The organism is Uliginosibacterium aquaticum, from assembly GCF_012972705.2.
Lineage (GTDB): Bacteria > Pseudomonadota > Gammaproteobacteria > Burkholderiales > Rhodocyclaceae > Uliginosibacterium > Uliginosibacterium aquaticum.
The window spans coordinates 202533-220659 of sequence record NZ_JABCSC020000001.1; the positions used below are offsets into that span (position 1 = coordinate 202533).

At 65.4% G+C, this 18127-nt stretch carries 21 protein-coding genes; 8 read left to right on the forward strand and 13 right to left on the reverse strand.

The genetic code is table 11. The annotated features are described in order from the left end of the window. The first annotated feature begins 60 nt into the window (after positions 1 to 60). Positions 61 to 255: a hypothetical protein gene (locus HJ583_RS00935; protein ID WP_101942035.1), complete on the forward strand. Its 195-nt coding sequence runs from the start codon at positions 61 to 63 to the stop codon at positions 253 to 255. On the opposite strand, the gene HJ583_RS00940 is transcribed toward HJ583_RS00935, so the two are convergent. After that, positions 252 to 776: a lipocalin family protein gene (locus tag HJ583_RS00940; protein ID WP_170019713.1), complete on the reverse strand. Its 525-nt coding sequence runs from the start codon at positions 774 to 776 to the stop codon at positions 252 to 254. The two genes, HJ583_RS00935 and HJ583_RS00940, sit on opposite strands and share 4 nt — an antisense overlap. Positions 777 to 1029: 253 nt before the next feature. Between HJ583_RS00940 and HJ583_RS00945 the strand changes: the two genes are divergently transcribed. From HJ583_RS00945 to HJ583_RS00955, 3 genes are all read left to right on the forward strand, one after another. After that, positions 1030 to 2004, forward strand: coding sequence for a TRAP transporter substrate-binding protein (locus tag HJ583_RS00945; RefSeq protein ID WP_170019715.1), 975 nt, complete (start codon positions 1030 to 1032; stop codon positions 2002 to 2004). 90 nt (positions 2005 to 2094) lie between these two features. Continuing rightward, positions 2095 to 3381, forward strand: a complete 1287-nt coding sequence (locus HJ583_RS00950; protein WP_170019717.1) for a TRAP transporter large permease — start codon at positions 2095 to 2097, stop codon at positions 3379 to 3381. Between the two features lie 12 nt (positions 3382 to 3393). Next, a complete protein-coding gene (locus HJ583_RS00955; protein WP_170019720.1) occupies positions 3394 to 3936 on the forward strand; it encodes a TRAP transporter small permease in 543 nt (180 codons plus the stop codon). Between the two features lie 140 nt (positions 3937 to 4076). Here HJ583_RS00955 and HJ583_RS00960 read toward each other — a convergent pair whose 3' ends face one another. Genes HJ583_RS00960 through HJ583_RS00980 form a run of 5 tightly spaced genes read right to left on the reverse strand, consistent with a single transcriptional unit; the run spans position 4077 to position 9223 of the window. Next, on the reverse strand, positions 4077 to 5294 hold the full coding sequence (locus HJ583_RS00960) for an ABC transporter permease (RefSeq protein ID WP_170019722.1): 1218 nt from the start codon (positions 5292 to 5294) through the stop codon (positions 4077 to 4079). Further along, the gene (locus tag HJ583_RS00965; protein WP_170019724.1) at positions 5294 to 5995 is read right to left on the reverse strand and encodes an ABC transporter ATP-binding protein; all 702 of its coding nucleotides are present in this window, start codon (positions 5993 to 5995) and stop codon (positions 5294 to 5296) included. Before HJ583_RS00965 ends, HJ583_RS00960 begins: the two co-directional genes overlap by 1 nt. Further along, positions 5992 to 7275: an efflux RND transporter periplasmic adaptor subunit gene (locus HJ583_RS00970; RefSeq protein WP_170019726.1), complete on the reverse strand. Its 1284-nt coding sequence runs from the start codon at positions 7273 to 7275 to the stop codon at positions 5992 to 5994. The genes HJ583_RS00965 and HJ583_RS00970 overlap by 4 nt, the downstream gene beginning before the upstream one ends. 7 nt (positions 7276 to 7282) lie before the next feature. Further along, complete coding sequence (locus tag HJ583_RS00975; protein ID WP_170019728.1) at positions 7283 to 8674, reverse strand: efflux transporter outer membrane subunit; 1392 nt, start codon at positions 8672 to 8674, stop codon at positions 7283 to 7285. Between the two features lie 60 nt (positions 8675 to 8734). Beyond that, positions 8735 to 9223, reverse strand: a complete 489-nt coding sequence (locus tag HJ583_RS00980) for a Spy/CpxP family protein refolding chaperone (RefSeq protein WP_158239186.1) — start codon at positions 9221 to 9223, stop codon at positions 8735 to 8737. Positions 9224 to 9381: 158 nt separating this feature from the next. On the opposite strand from HJ583_RS00980, the gene HJ583_RS00985 reads away from it, so the two are divergent. The 4 genes from HJ583_RS00985 to HJ583_RS18910 all read left to right on the forward strand — a co-directional run bounded on the left by HJ583_RS00985 (position 9382) and on the right by HJ583_RS18910 (position 13296). Continuing rightward, positions 9382 to 10074: a response regulator gene (locus HJ583_RS00985; protein WP_170019730.1), complete on the forward strand. Its 693-nt coding sequence runs from the start codon at positions 9382 to 9384 to the stop codon at positions 10072 to 10074. A gap of 2 nt (positions 10075 to 10076) precedes the next feature. Further along, positions 10077 to 11471, forward strand: a complete 1395-nt coding sequence (locus tag HJ583_RS00990) for a HAMP domain-containing sensor histidine kinase (RefSeq protein ID WP_170019732.1) — start codon at positions 10077 to 10079, stop codon at positions 11469 to 11471. Positions 11472 to 11524: 53 nt separating this feature from the next. Continuing rightward, the gene (locus HJ583_RS00995; RefSeq protein ID WP_170019734.1) at positions 11525 to 11887 is read left to right on the forward strand and encodes a CoA-binding protein; all 363 of its coding nucleotides are present in this window, start codon (positions 11525 to 11527) and stop codon (positions 11885 to 11887) included. A 167-nt stretch (positions 11888 to 12054) separates the two neighbouring features. Continuing rightward, complete coding sequence (locus HJ583_RS18910; RefSeq protein ID WP_217423226.1) at positions 12055 to 13296, forward strand: alpha/beta hydrolase; 1242 nt, start codon at positions 12055 to 12057, stop codon at positions 13294 to 13296. 9 nt (positions 13297 to 13305) lie between these two features. On the opposite strand, the gene HJ583_RS01005 is transcribed toward HJ583_RS18910, so the two are convergent. From HJ583_RS01005 to HJ583_RS01035, 7 genes are all read right to left on the reverse strand, one after another. After that, a complete protein-coding gene (locus HJ583_RS01005; protein WP_170019736.1) occupies positions 13306 to 14007 on the reverse strand; it encodes a response regulator transcription factor in 702 nt (233 codons plus the stop codon). 49 nt (positions 14008 to 14056) lie between these two features. Further along, the gene (locus HJ583_RS01010) at positions 14057 to 14695 is read right to left on the reverse strand and encodes an MBL fold metallo-hydrolase (RefSeq protein ID WP_170019738.1); all 639 of its coding nucleotides are present in this window, start codon (positions 14693 to 14695) and stop codon (positions 14057 to 14059) included. 2 nt (positions 14696 to 14697) lie between these two features. Next, a complete protein-coding gene (locus HJ583_RS01015) occupies positions 14698 to 15684 on the reverse strand; it encodes an NAD(P)/FAD-dependent oxidoreductase (RefSeq protein ID WP_170019741.1) in 987 nt (328 codons plus the stop codon). 3 nt (positions 15685 to 15687) lie between these two features. Continuing rightward, the gene (locus HJ583_RS01020) at positions 15688 to 16032 is read right to left on the reverse strand and encodes a DUF1840 domain-containing protein (protein ID WP_170019743.1); all 345 of its coding nucleotides are present in this window, start codon (positions 16030 to 16032) and stop codon (positions 15688 to 15690) included. An 82-nt stretch (positions 16033 to 16114) separates the two neighbouring features. Further along, on the reverse strand, positions 16115 to 16705 hold the full coding sequence (locus HJ583_RS01025) for a hypothetical protein (protein ID WP_170019401.1): 591 nt from the start codon (positions 16703 to 16705) through the stop codon (positions 16115 to 16117). A gap of 52 nt (positions 16706 to 16757) precedes the next feature. Continuing rightward, entirely contained in the window at positions 16758 to 17222 is a 465-nt protein-coding gene (locus HJ583_RS01030) for a hypothetical protein (protein ID WP_170019745.1), read from the reverse strand. Further along, positions 17222 to 17845, reverse strand: coding sequence for a LysE family transporter (locus HJ583_RS01035; protein WP_101942015.1), 624 nt, complete (start codon positions 17843 to 17845; stop codon positions 17222 to 17224). Before HJ583_RS01035 ends, HJ583_RS01030 begins: the two co-directional genes overlap by 1 nt. Between the last annotated feature and the right edge of the window lie 282 nt (positions 17846 to 18127).

Below are 18127 nucleotides of genomic sequence, written 5' to 3' on the forward strand. Positions count from 1 at the left end.
TTATTTGGCGCCAAAGCCCCGTTTCCCGGCGAAATCGCTTACCGTGGAAGCCATTCTCACTTGAGCACGGAAGACGTCACCTTGGCCAAACCTAATTACTCGTTCGAAAAACGTCAGCGCGAACTCGCGAAAAAGCAGAAGAAGGAAGAAAAACTCAGGCGCAAGACCCTGCCGGGCGAGGCTCCGGAGGACGACGAAGCGGCCGAGCCGGATGCTGCCGCGACTGACGCTGCGCCTGAGGGCGATACGGCCTAATCGTGCTTCACCAGGATCAGCTTGCCGGTATCGAAGCCTAGTGCGGCCGCCTTGGCGAGCAGGGCGTCGCGCACGCCCGGATCGAGCTGGGGTGAGCGGGCGAGCAGCCACAGATAGGACTTGTCCGGCCCGCTGATCAGCGCGTACTGATAGCCCGCGTGGTCCAGCTCGAAGATGCCGTAGGCGCCGTAGAAAGGGCCGAAGAAGGACACCTTCAGATGGCCTGTGTCTGCCGCGCCGACGAAGCGGGCCACGCCTTCGGCTTCCTTCCATTTCTGGGTGCCGGCGTCGTAGCCACGATTGAGTACCCGCACCGCGCCGTCCTCGCGCAGGCTGTACTCCGCTGAAACGCGGGAGAGGCCGCGCTCGAAGGAGTGATCGAGGCGGGCGACCTCATACCATTTTCCCAGATAGCGATCCAACTGGAAGTTGCTCACCGGACGCACATTGTCCGGCAGGCTGGTGCAGCTTGCGAGGCACAGCAGCGCAAGCGCTGCGATCAAGGAGTGGAGGGTTTTCATGGCAGCGTTCCTCGGGACGAAGCCTGGATTCTCGCATGCAGAGCCGCTTCGCTTGCCTGACAAGTCGCGGGCCCTAAGGGCAAAAGGGAGGTGGCCGCGAATACGCCCGCTTTTGGCAGCCGCACGTTTTACCTGCGTTTACGGGAAAACCCCCGGTATCGGTTTGCCATGCAATCCTCGTATGCTGCCCGACAACTGGCGCAGCCTGCGCCAGTACGCCATTGTCCTGTTCAATTGCCTGAGGAGGAGATTCATGAAGCGACTCGCGTTCCTGATGCTGCTGGCTTTTTCCGCTCCTGCTGCGCTGGCCCAGGTCGAGCTGAAGCTCGGTCACTTCGGGGCTGAAGATCACCCTGCCCAGACGGCAGCCAAGCAGTTTGCGAAGAATGTTGAAACCCGCACCGGCGGCAAGGTGAAGATCAAGCTCTTCCCCAACAACCAGCTTGGAAATCCACCGGAAGTACTGGAACAGGCCATTCTTGGTGCGATCGACATGAGCCTCTCGGGGCAGGACCAGATCGCCAAGTACGTTCCGAAATTCGACGCGGTGAGCACACCCTTCGCGTTCAAGGATTATGCGATGGCTGATAAGGTGCTTGATGGCGATTTCAAGAAATGGGTGGCCAAGGATCTCGAAGCGAAGGGCCTGGTGTACCTCTCCGCCTGGGAGTGGGGCTTCCGTGAAGTGAGCAACTCCAAGCGCCCGATCCTCAAGCCGGAAGACATGAAGGGCCTCAAGATCCGCACGCCACCGGCCTTTGCCTATCAGGCCTTTGTTGAAGCCTGTGGCGGCCTGGTGCAGACCATTGGTTTTTCCGAGCTGGTGATGGCCATGAAGACCGGTGTGGTGGATGGGCAGGAGAATCCGATTGCGGTGATCTACAACCTCAAGCTGTATGAATCGCAGAAGTACATTTCGATGCTCAACTACACCTACAGCTCGATGACCCATGTGGTCTCCAAGCGGGTGTGGGACAAGCTCACGCCCGATCAGCAGAAGGTGATCCAGGAAGAGTCGGATTCGGCCAGCAAGCTGATGCGCCATCTGGTGCGCGATCAGGAAGCCACTCAGATTGCCGAGATGAAGAAGCTGGGCATCCGCATCGATACGCCGGATCTCACCCCCTTCAAGGCGGCTATGCCATCGGCTTACGAAAAGGTGAAAGCCAAGGTCGGCGCCAAGAACTTCGACGAGTTCATGGCGATCCTCAAGAAGAACGGCGGCTGATCCGCCTCGTGCGGGCGCCGTGCTGGCGCTCGCACGCTTCCTTTTTCCTGATGACTCAGCGTGGCCCACCGGGCCACGGTGGAGACGCACATGCTGACACTTGTGATCTTCTCGGTTCTGCTGGTCCTGCTGATGATCGATCTGCCGATCGCGGTGGCCATCGGCCTGACCGCCGTGGGCTTCTTCCTGTGGGAAGACCAGGCCTCGATGCTGGTGATGCTGCCGCAGCGCATGTATTCAGGCACGACTGGCTTCACTCTGCTGGCGATTCCCTTCTTCATCCTCGCCGGCAATCTGATGAATACCGGTGGCATCACCAACCGCATCTTCCGCTTCGCCAAGGCCTGCGTGGGCCACATCTCGGGCGGGCTGGGGCAGGTCAGTGTCGTCTCATCGATGATCTTCTCCGGCATGTCTGGCTCGGCCGTGGCGGATGCCGCCGGCCTCGGCCAGATCCAGCACAAGGCGATGGTCGATAACGGTTATCCGAAACCGCTCTCGGCGGCCATCGTGGCTTCGGCCAACTGCATCGGGCCGGTGATCCCGCCCTCGATTCCGTTCGTGTTGTACGGCGCGATCACTTCGGTGTCGGTCGCCAAGCTTTTTCTCGCCGGCTTCATCCCGGGCTTGCTGATGGGCGTGGCGATGATGTTTGCCATTGCATTGATGGCCCGGCCGCGTGGCTTGCCGCGTTCCGAGAAGGCCAGCTGGACCGAACTCAAGGAAAGCACCAAGGCGGCTTTCTGGCCGCTGCTGGCGCCGGTGATCATCATCGGCGGCATTCTCACCGGTTTCTTCACGCCGACTGAAGCCGCCGTGATCGTGAGCCTCTACGCGCTGGTGCTCGGCTTCGCCTATCGCGACCTCAAACTCAAGGCGTTGCCGGCGATCCTGTTCTCTTCGCTGAAGCAGACCACCGGCCTGCTCTTCATCATGGCCGCAGCCAACTTCTTCGGCTGGCTCACCATTCACCAGGGGATCCCCAATGCCGTGATCGAAGCCCTGGCCGGCATGAGCGCTTCACCGGCCGGGGTGATGTGGATGATCATCGCGGTGGTGGTGGTGCTCGGCTGCTTTCTCGAAGGCAATGCGATCTTCCTGATCACCCTGCCAATCTTCATGCCGATCGCGCGGCTTTTCGGCATTGATCTGATCAACCTTGGCGTGGTGATGACCCTGCTGATCATGATCGGCAATCTCACGCCGCCGGTGGGCATGTGCCTGTTTGCGGTGGACAGCTTTGCGCGCACCGGCGTGTGGCCGCTGGCCAAGGAATGCCTGCCCTTCATTCTGGGCATCCTGCTGGTCACGATCCTGATTGCTTTTGTGCCAGAGATCGCTCTGTTTCTGCCCAATTACTTCATGCCCGCGATGTAAGGGGAGTTATCCATGAAAGCTTTTCACGCCGCCTTCGACAAGTTTGACGCCGTCATCACCCTGATCCTCGAATGGATCTGCATCGTCCTTTTTGCCGGCCTCACTCTGCTGCTCACGGCCAACATCTTGATGCGTTTCGTGCCGCTGTTTTCCTTGCACTGGTTCGACGAGATCGTCGAGCTGATCTTCGCCGCGCTGGTTTTCTATGGTGCGGCGGCGCTGTGGGTCACGCGCGGGCACTTTAGCGTGGGTGACTGGATCTCGGGACGCATCCCCAATCTGCGCCTGCGCTACGTCTACCGCCTGTTTATCGAGCTCGCGTCGTTGTTTTTCATGGCCGTGTTCCTGAAGTATTCATGGGAGCTGACCCAGCGTGCCGATGATGTGACCAATGCCCTGCAGCTGCCCAAGGCGGCGCTCTACGCCTGCATGCCGATTGCGGCGGCGATTATGTTGATCTACAGTCTCAAGAACGTGCTCATCGAGATCGGCTGCATCATCGATCCGGTGAGCGGCGAGCAGTTTCGCGACGCGCCGCCGCCAGCAACGGAGTGAGAAGCCGCAACAAAATGGTTCTGGCGTTGTTGTACGGCTTTGCCGTATCTCCCGTACTGTCTGCGGCAGTGCGCCTAGGCAGAACCGTTGCGCTGCGTTTCACTCCATTTTGTTGCGGCTTTCAGGAGCAAGCGGCCGCATCACTCGTGGCGTAACGCCTCGATCGGATCCAGGCGCGCCGCACGGCGCGCCGGTACGAAGCCGAAGAGTACGCCGATGCCGGCCGATACGGCGAAGGCCAGCAGCATGATCTGGAAGTCCAGCACGAAGGGTAGGCCCATCGCGCTGGTCAATCCGAAGGAAGCGACCAGCGCCAGGGCGATGCCGACCAGGCCGCCGAAGGCTGAGAGCGCCACGGCCTCGACGAGGAACTGCAGCAGCACCTCGCGCTCCAGTGCGCCGATGGCGAGGCGGGTGCCGATCTCGCGGGTGCGCTCGGTGACCGACACCAGCATGATGTTCATGATGCCGATGCCGCCCACCAGCAGGCTCACGGCGGCCACCGCACCGAGCAGGGCGGTGAGCACGCGGGTGGTGGAAGAGAGTGCATCGGAGATCTGGCGCGTGTCGAAGACCGAGAAGTTGTCATTCTCGTTCGGGGCGATGCCGCGCCGTTCGCGCATCAGGGCGCTCACGTCGCGCACCACGCGCTCGGTGGACAGACCATCGCGCACCGACAGCAGCAGGGTGCCGACATCCTGCCGCGAGCGGCGGCCGGCGATGCGGCGCTGATAAGCCTTCAGCGGCATCAGCACAATGTCATCCTGATCCTGGCCCATGGCGGACTGGCCTTTGGGGGCGAGCACGCCGATCACTTCGCAGCTCACACCGCGTGTGCGGATCTTCTCGCCGATCGGGCTGCTGCCCGAAAACAGCGCCTTCTTCACGGTGTCGCCCAGCACGCACAGGGCACGTCCGGCGCGTTGCTCGCTGTCGTTGAAGAAGCGTCCTTCGGCGATCTTCCAGTTGCCCACCTCGAGATAGCTTGGCGTGCTGCCCACGATTGGCGTGAAGGTGCTCTCAGTCATCCACGCCACGGTGCTGCCGCGCTGGGCGATGCCGGCCACTTCGCGCACCGCATGCACCGCCTCGAGGATGGCCTGCATGTCCTCTTCCTTGAAGGCCGGTGCCCAGCCGGCGGGCTGGCCCGGCGACATGCGCTGGCCCGGGCGCACGATCACGAGGTTGGAGCCGAGGCTCGCAACTTGGGCCGTGATCAGCGCCGTGGCACCGTTGCCGAGCGTCACCATCGTAATGACAGCGGCAACTCCGATGATGATGCCCAGCACCGTCAGCGAGGCGCGCATCAGGTTGCGGCGGATCTCGCGCAGGGCGAGGAGGAGCGCGTTCCACAGCATCAGTCGGCTCCCACGTAGGCGGTGTCGTGGCCGATGAGGCCATCGACGAAGCGCAGGGTGCGCGAGGCGTAGGCCGCCATGTCCGGCTCGTGGGTCACCATCAGCACGGTGATGCCATGCTCCTGGTTGAGCCCGGTGAGCAGCTGCATGATTTCGGCGCTGCGTTCGGAATCGAGGTTGCCGGTGGGCTCATCCGCGAGCAGCAGGGCCGGGCGGGTGACGATGGCGCGTGCGATGGCCACGCGCTGCTGCTGGCCGCCGGAGAGCTCGGCCGGGGTGTGATGCTCCCAGCCGGTAAGGCCTACCAGCGCCAGCGCAGCCTTGGCCTGGGCATGGCGCTCGGCCAGCGGCAGGCCGCGGTAGAGCAGCGGCAGCTCGACATTTTCGAGTGCCGTGGTGCGCGCCAGCAGGTTGAAACCCTGGAACACGAAACCCAGGCAGTGGCGGCGCAGCAGGGCGCGCTCGTCGCGGTTGAGCAATTCCACATGCTCGCCCAGGAACAGGTATTCGCCGGAAGTGGGCACATCGAGGCAGCCGAGGATGTTCATGACGGTGGATTTTCCGGAGCCGGATGGCCCCATCACCGCTACGAATTCGCCCTCGGCGATGTCGAAGCTCACGCCCTTCAGCGCCTGGAAAGCGGCCTGCCCGCTGCCATAGGTCTTGGTGACCTCGCGCAGGCTGATCAGTGTTTCCTTCACCGTGCCTGTTCCGCCGTATCGGTGATCACTTCGTCGCCCGGCTTCAGTTCGTCGGACTCGATCTCGGTATTGCGGCCATCGCTGAGCAGGGTGCGCACCCGGATCGGGCGCAGCTCACCCTTGGCATCCTTGACCCAAACCCGGGCGCGATCCTTGCCGCCGTTGCGGTTGCCGACCTGCGGTTTGGGCGGGGCCGGCGGGCGCGGCATCAGCAGCGCCATGAAACCGCCCTCGCTCTTGGGCTTGGCCTCCGGCGGGCGAAAGCGCAGCGCGGTGGCCGGCACCAGCATCACGCCCTTGTGCTCGGCGACCTTGATGTCGGCGGTGGCGGTCATGCCCGGGCGCAGCTTGAGATCTTCATTCTTCACCAGCAGCACGGTCTGGTAGCTGACCACGTTGTCCACCGTGGTAGCGCCGTAGCGCACTTGCTGGATCTTGGCCGGGAAATTCTTATCCGGATAGGCGTCTACCGTGAAGCTGGCACTCATGCCTTCCTTGATCTGACCGACATCGGCTTCCGACACCGAGACGATCAGCTCCATTTCGCTGAGATCTTCGGCCAGCGAGAACAGCACTGGCGCCTGCAGCGAGGCGGCCACGGTCTGGCCGCGCTCCACGGTGCGCTTGAGCACGATGCCATTGGTGGCCGAGCGGATGGTGGCTTTGCCGAGATCGGTTTCGCCCTGCTTCACGGCGCCGGCCGATTCGCGCGCGGCGGCTTCGGCAGCCGCCAGATCGGCCTGAGCGCGGGCCAGCTTGGCGCGGCCGGCATCCAGCTCCGTGGCCGAGGGCACCTTGCCGCCGGAGAGACGGGCCACTTCCTCCAGCCGGGTCATGGCGATGCGTGCTTCCTCCAGGGTGGCTTTGGCCTGGCCGATCCGGGCTTCGTTGGCCGCCAGCGTGGCGCGGGCGCGCTCCAGCGCGGTGGCGAGTTTGGTGGTGTCGAGCTGAGCGAGGATCTGACCCTTCTTCACGCGGTCGTTGAAGTCAACGAACACGTCAGCAATGGTGCCGGAGATCTCCGAGCCGACGTCCACGGTGTTGATCGGCTGCAGGTTGCCGGTGGCGGTGACGGTGACGGTGATGTCGCCCTTGCTGACCTGGGCGGTGATCCAGCTCGGGCCTTTCCTGGCATTGCTGCGCCACACGCCGATGCCGCCGGCCAACAGTGCGAAGCAGGCGATGAGGCCGAGGATCAGCCACAGGCGCCTGGCTGGGCGCCGGGCGCGGCCACTGGCAAGGATCTGGCGGAGCTTCGAGGAGGAAGTCTGGTCGTTCATGCGCGTCTCACCGGGAGGCTGTCTCGTCGGCGCTGAAGCCACCGCCGAGCGATTTGTAGAGTTGCACCAGGGCGCTGGCTTCGTCGCCTTGCGCGCTGGCTTGTGCATCGAGCACCGAGAGCGCGGTGCGCTGGGTGTCCTGCAGGGTGCTGTAGTCGATCAGGCCGGCTGCGTAGCGATAGCTGGCGAGCTTTTCGGCGAGTTGGGCCGATTCGGCGGCGCTGCGCAGGCTGGCGAGGCGGCGGCGGGTGTTGGCCAGGGCCACGAGGGCGTTTTCCACTTCAGCCAGGGCCTGTGCCACGCTTTTCTCGTAGGCGATCAGAGCCTGCTCCTGCAGGGCGCTCTGGATCTCGATGTTGCGACGCAGGCGGCCGCCTTCGAAGATCGGCGTGGTGACCCCGGCCAGCAGGCTGCTGGTGGCCGCTTCGGGGCGCAGCAAGCTATCCGTGCTGAGCGCTGCGACGCCGATGCTGCCGGTGAGCTTCAGGCTAGGGTAGAGCGCGGCGGTAGCGACTCCGATGTTGGCGGTGGCCGCGGCGAGCCGGCGTTCGGCGCTGCGCACGTCGGCACGCTGGCGGATCGTCTCGGTTGGCAGGCTGATGCCTAGCGCGGGCGGGGTGGCCGGCATGGCGGCGGGGGCGGCGAGGCGTGCGGCAATCTCGGCGCGCGGGCGGCCGGTGAGCACGGCCAGCGCGTTGAGATCGGCTTCCAGCGCGGTATCCAGCGGCGGGATGCGCGCCCGGGCCTGCTCCAGGGTGCTGGTGGACTGGACCTTGTCCAGCTCGGTGACCAGCCCGGCCTGATGGCGCCAGCCGACGAGCTCATCGCTGGCGACGAGGCTGGCCAGATTGTCGCGGGCGATCGCGAGGCGGGTCTGCTGGGTGCGCAGGTCGAGATAGGTGCGCGCCACTTCGGCAGCGAGCGAAACCTGGGCGTCATGTATGCCGGCCTCGGCCGCCGCGGCCGTGGCCTCGGCCGCTTCGATACTGCGCCGGGTGCCGCCGAAGAGATCGATTTCCCAGCTGGCGTCGAAACCGATGCTGTAGCTGTCCGCCGCCACGCCGCTGCCGGCTGACTCACTGCGCCGGGCATTGATCGTGTTGCCCACACTGGGAAGGCGTGCGGCGGCGGCTACGCCGGTGCGGGCGCGGGCTTCGCGAAGCTTGGCCTGGGCGGAGCGCAGATCGGGCGCACCCTCAAGCGCCGTGGCGATGAGGGCGTTCAGCGCCGGATCATTGAACTGGCGCCACCAGCCGGCCAGGGCGGCCGGCCCGATGGTGGCCGGCGCGTTCCAGCTGGGCGGAACGGCCGGGTCAGGCGTCTGATAGTCGGGCCCCACCGAGATGCAGGCGGCGAGCAGGCCGCACAGGGGGACAAGGGCGAGGGAGCGGATGCGCATGCGGCTAGCTTAGCGGAACTTTGTGGCGGCATGCTTGTGACGCGCGCCGCTCGCAAACGTTCAGCGCCGTGCCGGCTTCTGTGCGCGCTCGGCGAGTTGCTTGCGCTGCTCCGGAGTGAGGATCTGTTGTGCCTTGTGGCCTGTTTCGGCCATGGCCAGCGCCAGTTCCGCATTCTTCTTGCCGATCTCGCTGGCGATTGCCGAGGCCCGCTCGGGCGTGTAGTTGCCGTCGATCACCAGCTTGTGCAGGGCCTGGCGCGCTTCGCGCAGAGCCTCGCGCTTGTCCTGGGTGGCCGTGCGCTGTTCCTGCATCAGGGCGCGCAGCTTGTCGCGCTGCTCGCTGCTGAGCTTCAGATCGCGCAGGGCGCCCATGAACTCATGGCCCTGCTCCATGCCGTGATGGCCGCGATGCGACATACCTCCGTGCGGTGCCGGGCGGGCCGCCGGGGCCGATTGTGTCGCTTCCTGTGCCTGAGCGGAGAAGGGCAGCGCCAGCGCCAGGGCGCTGACACAGAGGAAGCGGCGAATGATCTGATCGTGCTGCGACATGAGGCTCTCCTTGTGTCGGGATGGGGTGAATGGAGTGTGCGCGTGCGCTTGGTTAAGCTGGGTGAGGGCTCCGTAAATAAAGGTTAAGGAGCTGTAAGCAGACTTGGCGGGAGGGGGCGCAGTCGTATCATGCAAGCCTGTTTTGTAAGGGATATGGCATGAACAAGGTCCTGCTGGTCGATGACGACACCGAGCTGTGCGCATTGCAGGCGGAATATCTGCGCGCTGAAGGTTTCGAAGTGGCGGTGGAGCACGACGGCGAGCGCGGTGCGGTGGCGGCGCTCTCCGGCACCCATGCCATTGTTGTGCTGGACGTAATGATGCCGCGCGTGAATGGGGTCGAGGCGCTGCGCCGCATCCGGCAGTCAAGCAGCATTCCGGTGATCATGTTGACCGCGCGGGGTGACGATATCGACCGCGTGCTGGGCCTCGAACTCGGGGCCGACGATTACGTGCCCAAGCCCTGTACGCCACGTGAGCTGGTGGCGCGCATCCGCGCCATCCTGCGGCGTGCTGAGGGCAGCGGACGGGTGCGCGAATCGCATGCGCCGCTGAGCGTGGGCGTTTTGAGCCTGAGCCCGGAGCAGCGCCGCGCTGAATGGGCGGGGCAGGCGCTGGATCTGACCAGTACCGAGTTCGGCCTGCTGGAAGTGCTGGCGCGCCAGGCCGGTAGCCCGGTGAGCAAGAATGATCTGTCCGAGAAGGCGCTCGGCCGGCCACTCGCACGCTATGACCGAAGCATCGATGTGCATGTCAGCAATCTACGCAGCAAGCTCGGCGTGCTGGCAGATGGCCGCTCGCCGATCCAGACCGTGCGCGGCGTCGGTTATCAGTACATCCTCGAGCAGTGAGCATGGGACGCCTGTTCTGGAAAATCTTCGCCGGCTTCTGGCTGACCCTGCTGCTCACCGTGTTGGTGGTGACCGCAGCCCTGGTGATCCGTGAAGAAGCCCGGCGCAGCGAGGAGAGCGTGCTGGCGGCCGGCCCGCGCAGCAGCATCGCCCTGCGCATGGCGTGGACCACGGCGCGGCATGGTGGTGAAGCCGGTCTGCGTTCGCTGCTCACGAACTGGCCCGAATATGAAGGGGATCCGCCGCTGGTCGTGAATGCGGCGGGGGGGGAGTTTCTGGGGCGTGAAGTGCCGCCCGAAGTGTTGCAGATCGCGCGTGAGCGCTATGCCGAGTGGAGCCAGTTGCGCGATAGCGAGCGCGGCGGTGAATGGCGCAAGCGCAGCGTGCGGGCCTGGCAGGATGCGGCGGGCGAAGAGTGGCTGATGTTCTTCCCGCAGACTGCTGCCCGGGCGCCTGAACGCAGCGCTTCCATCAGCATCGGGCGTATCGAGGCGCCGGCCTTGCTGGCGCTGGCAGCCTTGCTGGCGAGCCTGGCGGTGAGTGCAGTGCTGGCGCGCCACTTCTCGCAGCCGATCCGCAAGCTGCAGGATGCTTTCCTGGCTGCCTCGAAGGGCGAGCTGGGGGTGCGCGTGGCGCAGGTGATGGGCCGCCGGCGCGACGAGATTGGCGAGCTGGGGCGCGAGTTCGATGGCATGGCGCAGCAACTGCAGCAGCTCGTCGGTTCGCAGCAGCGCCTGCTGCACGATGTGTCGCATGAGTTGCGCTCACCGCTGGCGCGCCTGCAGGTGGCCGTGGGGCTGGCACGACAGAAGCCGGCACAGGCCGAGGCGGCGCTGGCGCGCATCGAGCGCGAGGCCGAGCGGCTGGACATGCTGGTCGGCGAGATACTGACTCTGGCCCGCCTCGAAGGCCAGACGCCGCAGCGCGGCGAGGACTATGTGGACATCGTCGAACTGCTCGACAGCGTGGTCGAGGATGCGCGCTTTGAAGCCGAAGGTAGCGAGCGCCGGGTGGTGTTCACCACCGGCGTGGAGGGCGAACTGGTGATCCGCGCCCGCGGCGAGCTGCTGCACCGTGCGGTGGATAATGTGCTGCGCAACGCCTTGCGGCACTCCCCGCCGCAATCCGTAGTGGAGCTCAATCTCAGCCGCGATGCGGCCAGCCGGGCGCTGCATATCACCATCGCGGATGCCGGCCCAGGTGTGCCGGAGGCCGAGTTGGCGGCGATCTTCGAGCCCTTCCATCGCGGTGAAACCACCAGCGGCAGTGGTTATGGGCTTGGCCTGGCGATTGCGCGGCGTGCGGTGGAGGCTCACGGTGGCCGCATGTGGGCGCACAACCGTGCCAGCGGCGGGCTGGAAGTGCATATTGAGCTGCCGCCTGCGGCCGCGCTGTGAGCAGATGCGCCGCCGGGCGCATAATCCGCACATTCCCCGCAGCGGAGCTCGTCATGGAAACAGTCGTCGTCATCGGTGCCAGCAACAACCCCGAGCGCTACTCCAACAAGGCCATCAAAATGCTCCTGGAGTATGGCCATCAGCCGATTCCGGTGGCGCCGGCGCTGCGTGAGGTGGAGGGCATCGCCGCGTTTGCCTCGCCGACCGAGGTGCTGGGCCCGGTCGATACGGTGACCCTGTATGTCGGCCCGGCGCGCCAGGCGGAGCTGCTCGATGGCATCGTGGCGTTGCAGCCGCGCCGGGTGATCTTCAATCCCGGTACCGAGAATGCGCAGGCCTATGCCCGCCTCGATGCGGCTGGGATCGAGCATCTGGAGGCCTGCACTCTGGTACTGCTGCGCACCAAGCAGTTCTGAGTCAGGGCCGGGCTGCTCCGTCGCCTGTAAGTTTCTCGTGAACAGACTCTGGCGTCCGCCCGGTTGAGACTGAGTTTGCAGGATTTGAGACGCTTTTACCTGTGCCGGCAGCAGGCTTACGCAGTGAATTGCCAGAATGCGGCGTCTGCTTCTCAAGGCCCTCTGCCATGCGCCTGCCCTGCCTTTTCCTGTGTCTTTCCTTGTCCTTGCTGGCGGCCTGCGCTGGCCGCCCGCCCGCGCCGAATGCGGCGGCCATGCCACAGCGCCAGCGCAGCGCAGGCTACGAGCCGGACCAGTTCCATGCGGTGCAACTGAGCCGTGGCGCGCTGACGATTGGCGACGAGCATGTTGAACTGGTTCTGCGTGTGCCCGGTCAGCCTGGGCGCCAGCCCCTGTTGGTGTATCTGGCAGGCCTCGGTGAGCCGGCCGATGCCGCCAGCAGCCTGCTCGAGGCCTGGGCCCAGGCAGGCTATGCGGTGCTGGCGGTGCAGGGCTCACGTGAAGGGCCGGCGATTTTCAGTGCGACGCGGGAGGCTGCTGCCAGCGCGCGCCAGCAGGTGCAGCAGGCCTATGCGGCCGAAGCGCTGGGGCGCCGCCTGAGCCGTCTGGAAACGGTGCTGCAGCAGTTGCAGGGCGCGGAGGCGGGCGGCCTGCCGGCTGAGGGCCTGGCGCGGATCGACTTCGGGCGCCTGCTCCTGGTGGGCTTCGATGTGGGGGCGCAGACGGCTCAGGCCGCCGCTGGCGAGCATTGGTCGGGCGTCAAATCGCCGACCCTGGCCGGGCTGCGTGGCGTGGTGCTGCTGAGTCCGCATGCCGAGTTTGGCGGCGAGCCCTTCGCCACGCGCTACGCGGGCATGCGATTGCCGGTCCTCGCGGTGAGCAGTGCCGAGGATGTGGATGCTTTTGACTTCGTGAACAATCCGCGCCTGCGTCAGCAGGTGTTCAACAACCTGCCGGCAGGTGACAAGTATTCGCTGGATCTGAGCTGGGCCTCGCATGCCGTGATTGGTGGCAGCAGCGAACGGGCGCCCTTGCCGGGCGCCGAGGCGAACACGCGAGGCGCAGGCGGTAACAAGGGTGGGGACGGTGGCGGCAAAGGTGGGCGCGGGCCGTCCGGAGGGGGTGGCCCCGGTGGAGGCATGGGCGGTGGCGGGCCGGGCGGTGGAGGTAGTGGCGGCCCAGGTGGTTCGGGTGGCCCCGGCGGAGGTATGGCCGGTGGGCGAGGCGGTCCCGAGGGCGGCGCTGCGGCGCTGCAGCCAGCGGGTCAGACCGAACAGGCCAAGTCCCTGCGTGTAGTGTCGCTGGCCTTCATTGATGCGGTGTTGCGTGAAGATGAGGTGGCGCGCCAGTGGCTCAGCCGCGATGCGAATCGCTGGCTGGCCGAGACTGGCAAGCTGTATCAGCGCTGAGGGCGCTGCTCAGGCCTCGGCCTGCTGGGTGTCCACCTGCTCCAGGCGATAGCCGAAGTTGTAGGTGGGCACAACCCGGAAACCGTTTTCGGGGCGCAGCTGGAGTTTGTTGCGTACCCGCGAGACGTGGGTGTCCACGGTGCGGGTCGGGATGTCCGGGCTGCGGCCCCAGACGGCTTCGAGCATGTGGCCGCGCGAGATCAGGCGGCCAACGTTGCGGAACATGAACAGCGCCAGCGCGAACTCCTTCTCGGTCAGTTCGAGCGCTTCGCCCTTCAGGCTGATCAGGTTCTGGGCCGGATCGATGCGGTAGGGCGCCAGCTCCAGGATGGCGTGCATATCCCGTGGTTTGGCGCGTCGCATCACCGCCTCGATGCGCGAGAGCAGGATGCGCTGGTTCAGCGGCTTGATGATGAAGTCATCGGCGCCCGCGGCGAGGCCGGCCACCACGTCTTCTTCGGCGTCGCGCGAGGTCAGGAAAATGGCCGCGGTGGCATCATTGCGCTCGCTGCGCAACCAGCGCAGGAACTCCTCGCCACTCTGGTCTGGCACGATCCAGTCCAGCAGATAGAGATCCACGCTTTCGCGTGCGCAGAAGCGCTTGAGATCGGCCGTGAGGCGGAATTCATGGACTTCATGGCCGGCGTTGCGCAGGCAACTGGTGACGATGAGCGACTGGGTGGGATCGTCTTCCAGCAAGGCAATACGCATGATCTTCCTGTGCTTTGGGTGGGGTGGGCCGATTCTAAGCCCAAGGCTCTCAGTCCGCCACGAAGGGATTGCTCTGGCGTTCTTCACCAAAGCTCGACATCGGGCCGTGACCGGGGATGAAGCGGGTGTCATCACCGAGCGGCCACAGCTTGAGGCGAATCGAATCGAGCAGGGCCTGGTGATCGCCGCGTGGAAAGTCGGTGCGGCCGATTGAGCCGGCAAACAGCACGTCGCCCACCAGTGCCAGCTGCGCGCTGCGGCTGTAGAGCACGACATGGCCCGGGGTGTGGCCAGGGGTGTGAATCACCTCCAGCACTTCCTGGCCGAGGCTGATGCGATCTCCTTCTTCGAGCCAGCGCGTGGGTGTGAAGCCTGCGACCAGCGGGAAGCCGAACATGCGGCATTGCTCGGCGAGATTCTCGATCCAGAAGGCATCCTCGCGCTGCGGGCCTTCGATCGGCAGGGCGAGCCTGGCTGCCAGCTCGGCGCTGCCACCAACGTGATCGAGATGGCCATGGGTGAGCAGGATCTTGGTGAGCTTCACGCCGGCGCGCGCCACGGCCGCTTCGATGCGGGCCACGTCGCCACCCGGATCGACTACGGCGGCCTCCATGCTCTGGTCGCACCAGATCAGGCTGCAGTTCTGCTGGAAGGGTGTAACGGAGATGATCTGGTACTGGAGAGCCATGGTCAGCGCGGGCGGGTCTGGTTGAGATCGAATTCTATGGTCTTGGCGACCTGGGCACCTTGGGCCAGGGCGCTGAGCACATTGGGGAAGGCTGGATTGCCGACGTCGCCCGCCACGTAGAGACCGGGGGTACTGGTGCGGCCGAGCGCATCGCCGCACAGGTAGCCGCGTTCGTCTTTCTGCGGAGGGGCAACTTCGGCGGCCAGGATGCCGTCGAGGAAGGCGGTGTTCGGTGCATAGCCGGCGAGCAGGTGTACGCGATCGACTTCCAGCTGCCATTGGCCTGCGGCACCTTCGAGCGAGGCGAGCAGGCCGCCGGGCGAGGGCTGCAGGGCGGTGAGGCGGGCATCGGCATGCAGGGCACAGTGCCCCGCGGCTTGCAGGCGCTCGATGAAGCGGGCCTGAGCACGGAACTGGTTGCGCGCCACCACGGTGACGCTGGCACCGGCATCGAGTGCGAGGGCGGCGTTTTCCAGGGCGTTGTCACCGCCGCCGATGACCAGCAGGCGCTTGCCGGCCAGCATCGAGAGGCGCGTGAAGCAGTGTGGGCCGTAGCGCAGGCGGCCCGGATCGCACTGGCCAAAACCGGGCAGGCCGATGAGGATCTCGCGGCCACGGAAGCGGGTACCGGTGGCCAGCACGATGGCATCTGCCTCGACGCTGCTGATGCCTTGCGGGGTTTCTAGGCTCAGCTGAAACTGGCCATGAGCATCGCGGGCAAGCCGGGTCGGACGGCATTCCAGCAGCAGCGGGATGGCCAGACTCTCGATGTGCTCGGTGAAGCGGGCGGCCATTTCGAGTCCGCTCAGGCCGCGCTGGCCCAGCACCCAGTTGTTGTTGAGGAAGTTCAGCAGCATTGCACCGCCGGGCGATTTTTCGGTGTCGACCAACGTTGCTTCAAGGCCCAGGTTGTGCAGCCACAGCGCACAGGACATGCCGGCCGGGCCGGCGCCGATCACGCAGACGCGGGGCGGGAAGGCGGCAGGCATGGCTTAGCTCTCCCAGGTGACATGGGTGTTGTCGCGCCGGGCGTATTCCAGCATCGTCAGCAGCGGCGCGGCGCGGCGCGCGAAGCTGACGTTCTGCTCGCGTTCGCGCTGGACCTGTTGGTCGACGGCGTCACGACCCCAGTTGTCAGCTTCGGGCGGCGGCGGATTGTCGGTCTTGTCCTGCTCAATCGCGGTGCGCAGGGCGGCGATGGCGGCGGGCAACTGTTCCTGGGTGACGATGCCCTTGGCGTCCTGTGGGTCTTTGCCAAGAATGGCAAGCATCTGGCGCCCGACATTGCCGAACATGATTACATCGCCATCGGCGCGGGACTTGAAGGTGATCAGCATGACTCTCTCCTGTGGCAGCGCAGCATCCAGCCTCGCAATGTAGCCGATTGGGTGCAAGGCGCCCAGCGTTCAGGCACGAGCCTCAGTCGCAGCGGCCGCTGGGCTGGTCGATCAGTACCGGCCAGATGTACTTGAACACCTCCGGGCTGCTGCAACGCGCGGCGCAGGCCGAGTAGGAAATCGTGAGTTGCGGGCCCTGATCCCAGATGCGTACGGTGCAGCCGTCGGCATGGCGCAACTCGATGGCCGGGCTGCGGGCGGTCTGGCGGAAGCCGGCGTTGTCGAAATTGCAGTAACCGCTGGCGAGCGGTACCTCGATGCTGGTGGCGAGGCGGCGGACCTCGCTGTTGGCAATGTCGACCTGGGTTGAGCCCTTGTAGCCGGTTTCATTGCGGAAGGAGCAGCGGTGGCTGATGTTGATCGGCTTGCCTCCCTGACGGACCTGCGCATTGAGCTTGCTGCGATCGACCTTGCCCAGCAGGCTACCGGGCTTGGCGCGTGGCAGGCTGGGAGCGGCGGTGGCGGCCGCGGGCGGCGCGCTTGCCGCCGGGGCGGGCGCGAGCGCTTCAGGCTCGGTGGCGGGGGGCGTGCTGGTGCAGGCAGCGAGCAACAGCAGGGCCGGCAGGAGGCGGTGCGCAGTCATGCCGGCAAGGCTAGCGAATGTGTCGGACAAGGTCAGCGGCCTGTCCGATGGTCGGGGGGAATGCCTGCCCGGCAGGCAGGCTTCAGTCGCAGCGCCCACTCGGCATGTCGATCAGTACCGGCCAGACCTTCTTGAAGTTCTGCGGTTGGGTACAGCGGGCCTCGCAGTGGGTGTAGGAGATCGTCAGCTGCTGGCCCTGGGTCCATAGTCTGGCTGTGCAACCATCCGGATGGAGCAGTTCGATGGACGGACTGGAACGGGTCTGGCGAAAACCGGGCCCTTCGAAATTGCAGCGACCGCCGTCGTGGGGCAATTCGATAGCGGTGGCCAGGCTCAGGACCCGGTTGTCCTCAATCTCGATCCGGTTCGATCCCTTGTAGCCGGTTTCGTCTTGAAAGCTGCAACTGTTGCGGTAGCTCAGGCTGTGGCTGGTGCTGCGAAGTTGCTTCTGCATGCGGCCCTGATCAATCTGGCGCGAGAGCTTGCCGCCACCCGCCGCACAGGCTGCGAGCAGCAACGCAGCCAGCACGATCAGCGGGCAACGCATCAATGCCTTCTGAAGCCCGCCAGCAGCAGGCCGGCACCGATGAAGAGGCTGCCGAAGCCGCGATTGAGCCAGCGGATGTGACCCGGATCGCGCAGGGCGCTGAGTACCCTGGCGGCGAGCAGGGTGTAGCCGCTCATCACGACCAGATCGGTGAACACCAAGGTGGCAGCACAGATGGCGTATTGCGGCCATTGCGCCAACTGCGGATCGATGAACTGCGGCAGCACGGCGAGCATGAAAACGATGCCCTTGGGATTGCTGGCATTGATCAGGAAGGCGCGCAGGAAGAGCTGGCCAGGTGTGTCGCGCGCATCTTTGGCGTCGGGGGTGAGCGGCGCGTCCGGTGCGCGCCACTGCTGCACGCCCAGCCAGATCAGATAAGCCACCCCGGCCCATTTGATGGCCATGAACAGCGTCTGCGAGGCCGCCAGCAAGGCGCCGAGACCGGCGGCGCAGATCAGCATGATCAGGACGATGCCCGTCTGCAGGCCGAAGATGTTCCACAGGGCGCGGCGATAGCCTACGCGTTGGCCGGCTGCCATGCAGGAGACGGCTCCAGGGCCGGGCGAGAGGCTGATCAGCCAGGCGGCAACGAAGAAGGTGAGCCAGGTATCGAGCGGCATGAGAGTGAGATGCGAGTCGGCGAAGGGGCCAGTCTAGCGCTCTGCAGGCGCAGAGAGAACCGCTAGCCGGCGTTCCTTGGAAGCTGTTCCCGATCTTACTGCGAGGCCGCTCATTGATCACTGAGAGGGCTCATGCGCGGCTCGGGCCCCTCATTGATCAACATAAACACCGGTTCCTGTGCTGCGCTTCCCCACGGTTTGCTTTGCACCGCAAACCGGCTGCGGCAGCGCAGAGCAGGCTCTGCTAAACCCTGCCTCGCCCCTGCTGACGGCCTCTCAGTA

Coding starts and splice junctions, on each gene's coding strand:
- HJ583_RS00940 (WP_170019713.1), bottom strand. CDS start 776: ATGAAAACCCTCCACTCCTTGATCGCAGCGCTTGCGCTGCTGTGCCTC.
- HJ583_RS00945 (WP_170019715.1), top strand. CDS start 1,030: ATGAAGCGACTCGCGTTCCTGATGCTGCTGGCTTTTTCCGCTCCTGCT.
- HJ583_RS00950 (WP_170019717.1), top strand. CDS start 2,095: ATGCTGACACTTGTGATCTTCTCGGTTCTGCTGGTCCTGCTGATGATC.
- HJ583_RS00955 (WP_170019720.1), top strand. CDS start 3,394: ATGAAAGCTTTTCACGCCGCCTTCGACAAGTTTGACGCCGTCATCACC.
- HJ583_RS00960 (WP_170019722.1), bottom strand. CDS start 5,294: ATGCTGTGGAACGCGCTCCTCCTCGCCCTGCGCGAGATCCGCCGCAAC.
- HJ583_RS00970 (WP_170019726.1), bottom strand. CDS start 7,275: ATGAACGACCAGACTTCCTCCTCGAAGCTCCGCCAGATCCTTGCCAGT.
- HJ583_RS00975 (WP_170019728.1), bottom strand. CDS start 8,674: ATGCGCATCCGCTCCCTCGCCCTTGTCCCCCTGTGCGGCCTGCTCGCC.
- HJ583_RS00980 (WP_158239186.1), bottom strand. CDS start 9,223: ATGTCGCAGCACGATCAGATCATTCGCCGCTTCCTCTGTGTCAGCGCC.
- HJ583_RS00985 (WP_170019730.1), top strand. CDS start 9,382: ATGAACAAGGTCCTGCTGGTCGATGACGACACCGAGCTGTGCGCATTG.
- HJ583_RS00990 (WP_170019732.1), top strand. CDS start 10,077: ATGGGACGCCTGTTCTGGAAAATCTTCGCCGGCTTCTGGCTGACCCTG.
- HJ583_RS00995 (WP_170019734.1), top strand. CDS start 11,525: ATGGAAACAGTCGTCGTCATCGGTGCCAGCAACAACCCCGAGCGCTAC.
- HJ583_RS18910 (WP_217423226.1), top strand. CDS start 12,055: ATGCGCCTGCCCTGCCTTTTCCTGTGTCTTTCCTTGTCCTTGCTGGCG.
- HJ583_RS01005 (WP_170019736.1), bottom strand. CDS start 14,007: ATGCGTATTGCCTTGCTGGAAGACGATCCCACCCAGTCGCTCATCGTC.
- HJ583_RS01010 (WP_170019738.1), bottom strand. CDS start 14,695: ATGGCTCTCCAGTACCAGATCATCTCCGTTACACCCTTCCAGCAGAAC.
- HJ583_RS01015 (WP_170019741.1), bottom strand. CDS start 15,684: ATGCCTGCCGCCTTCCCGCCCCGCGTCTGCGTGATCGGCGCCGGCCCG.
- HJ583_RS01020 (WP_170019743.1), bottom strand. CDS start 16,032: ATGCTGATCACCTTCAAGTCCCGCGCCGATGGCGATGTAATCATGTTC.
- HJ583_RS01030 (WP_170019745.1), bottom strand. CDS start 17,222: ATGCGTTGCCCGCTGATCGTGCTGGCTGCGTTGCTGCTCGCAGCCTGT.
- HJ583_RS01035 (WP_101942015.1), bottom strand. CDS start 17,845: ATGCCGCTCGATACCTGGCTCACCTTCTTCGTTGCCGCCTGGCTGATC.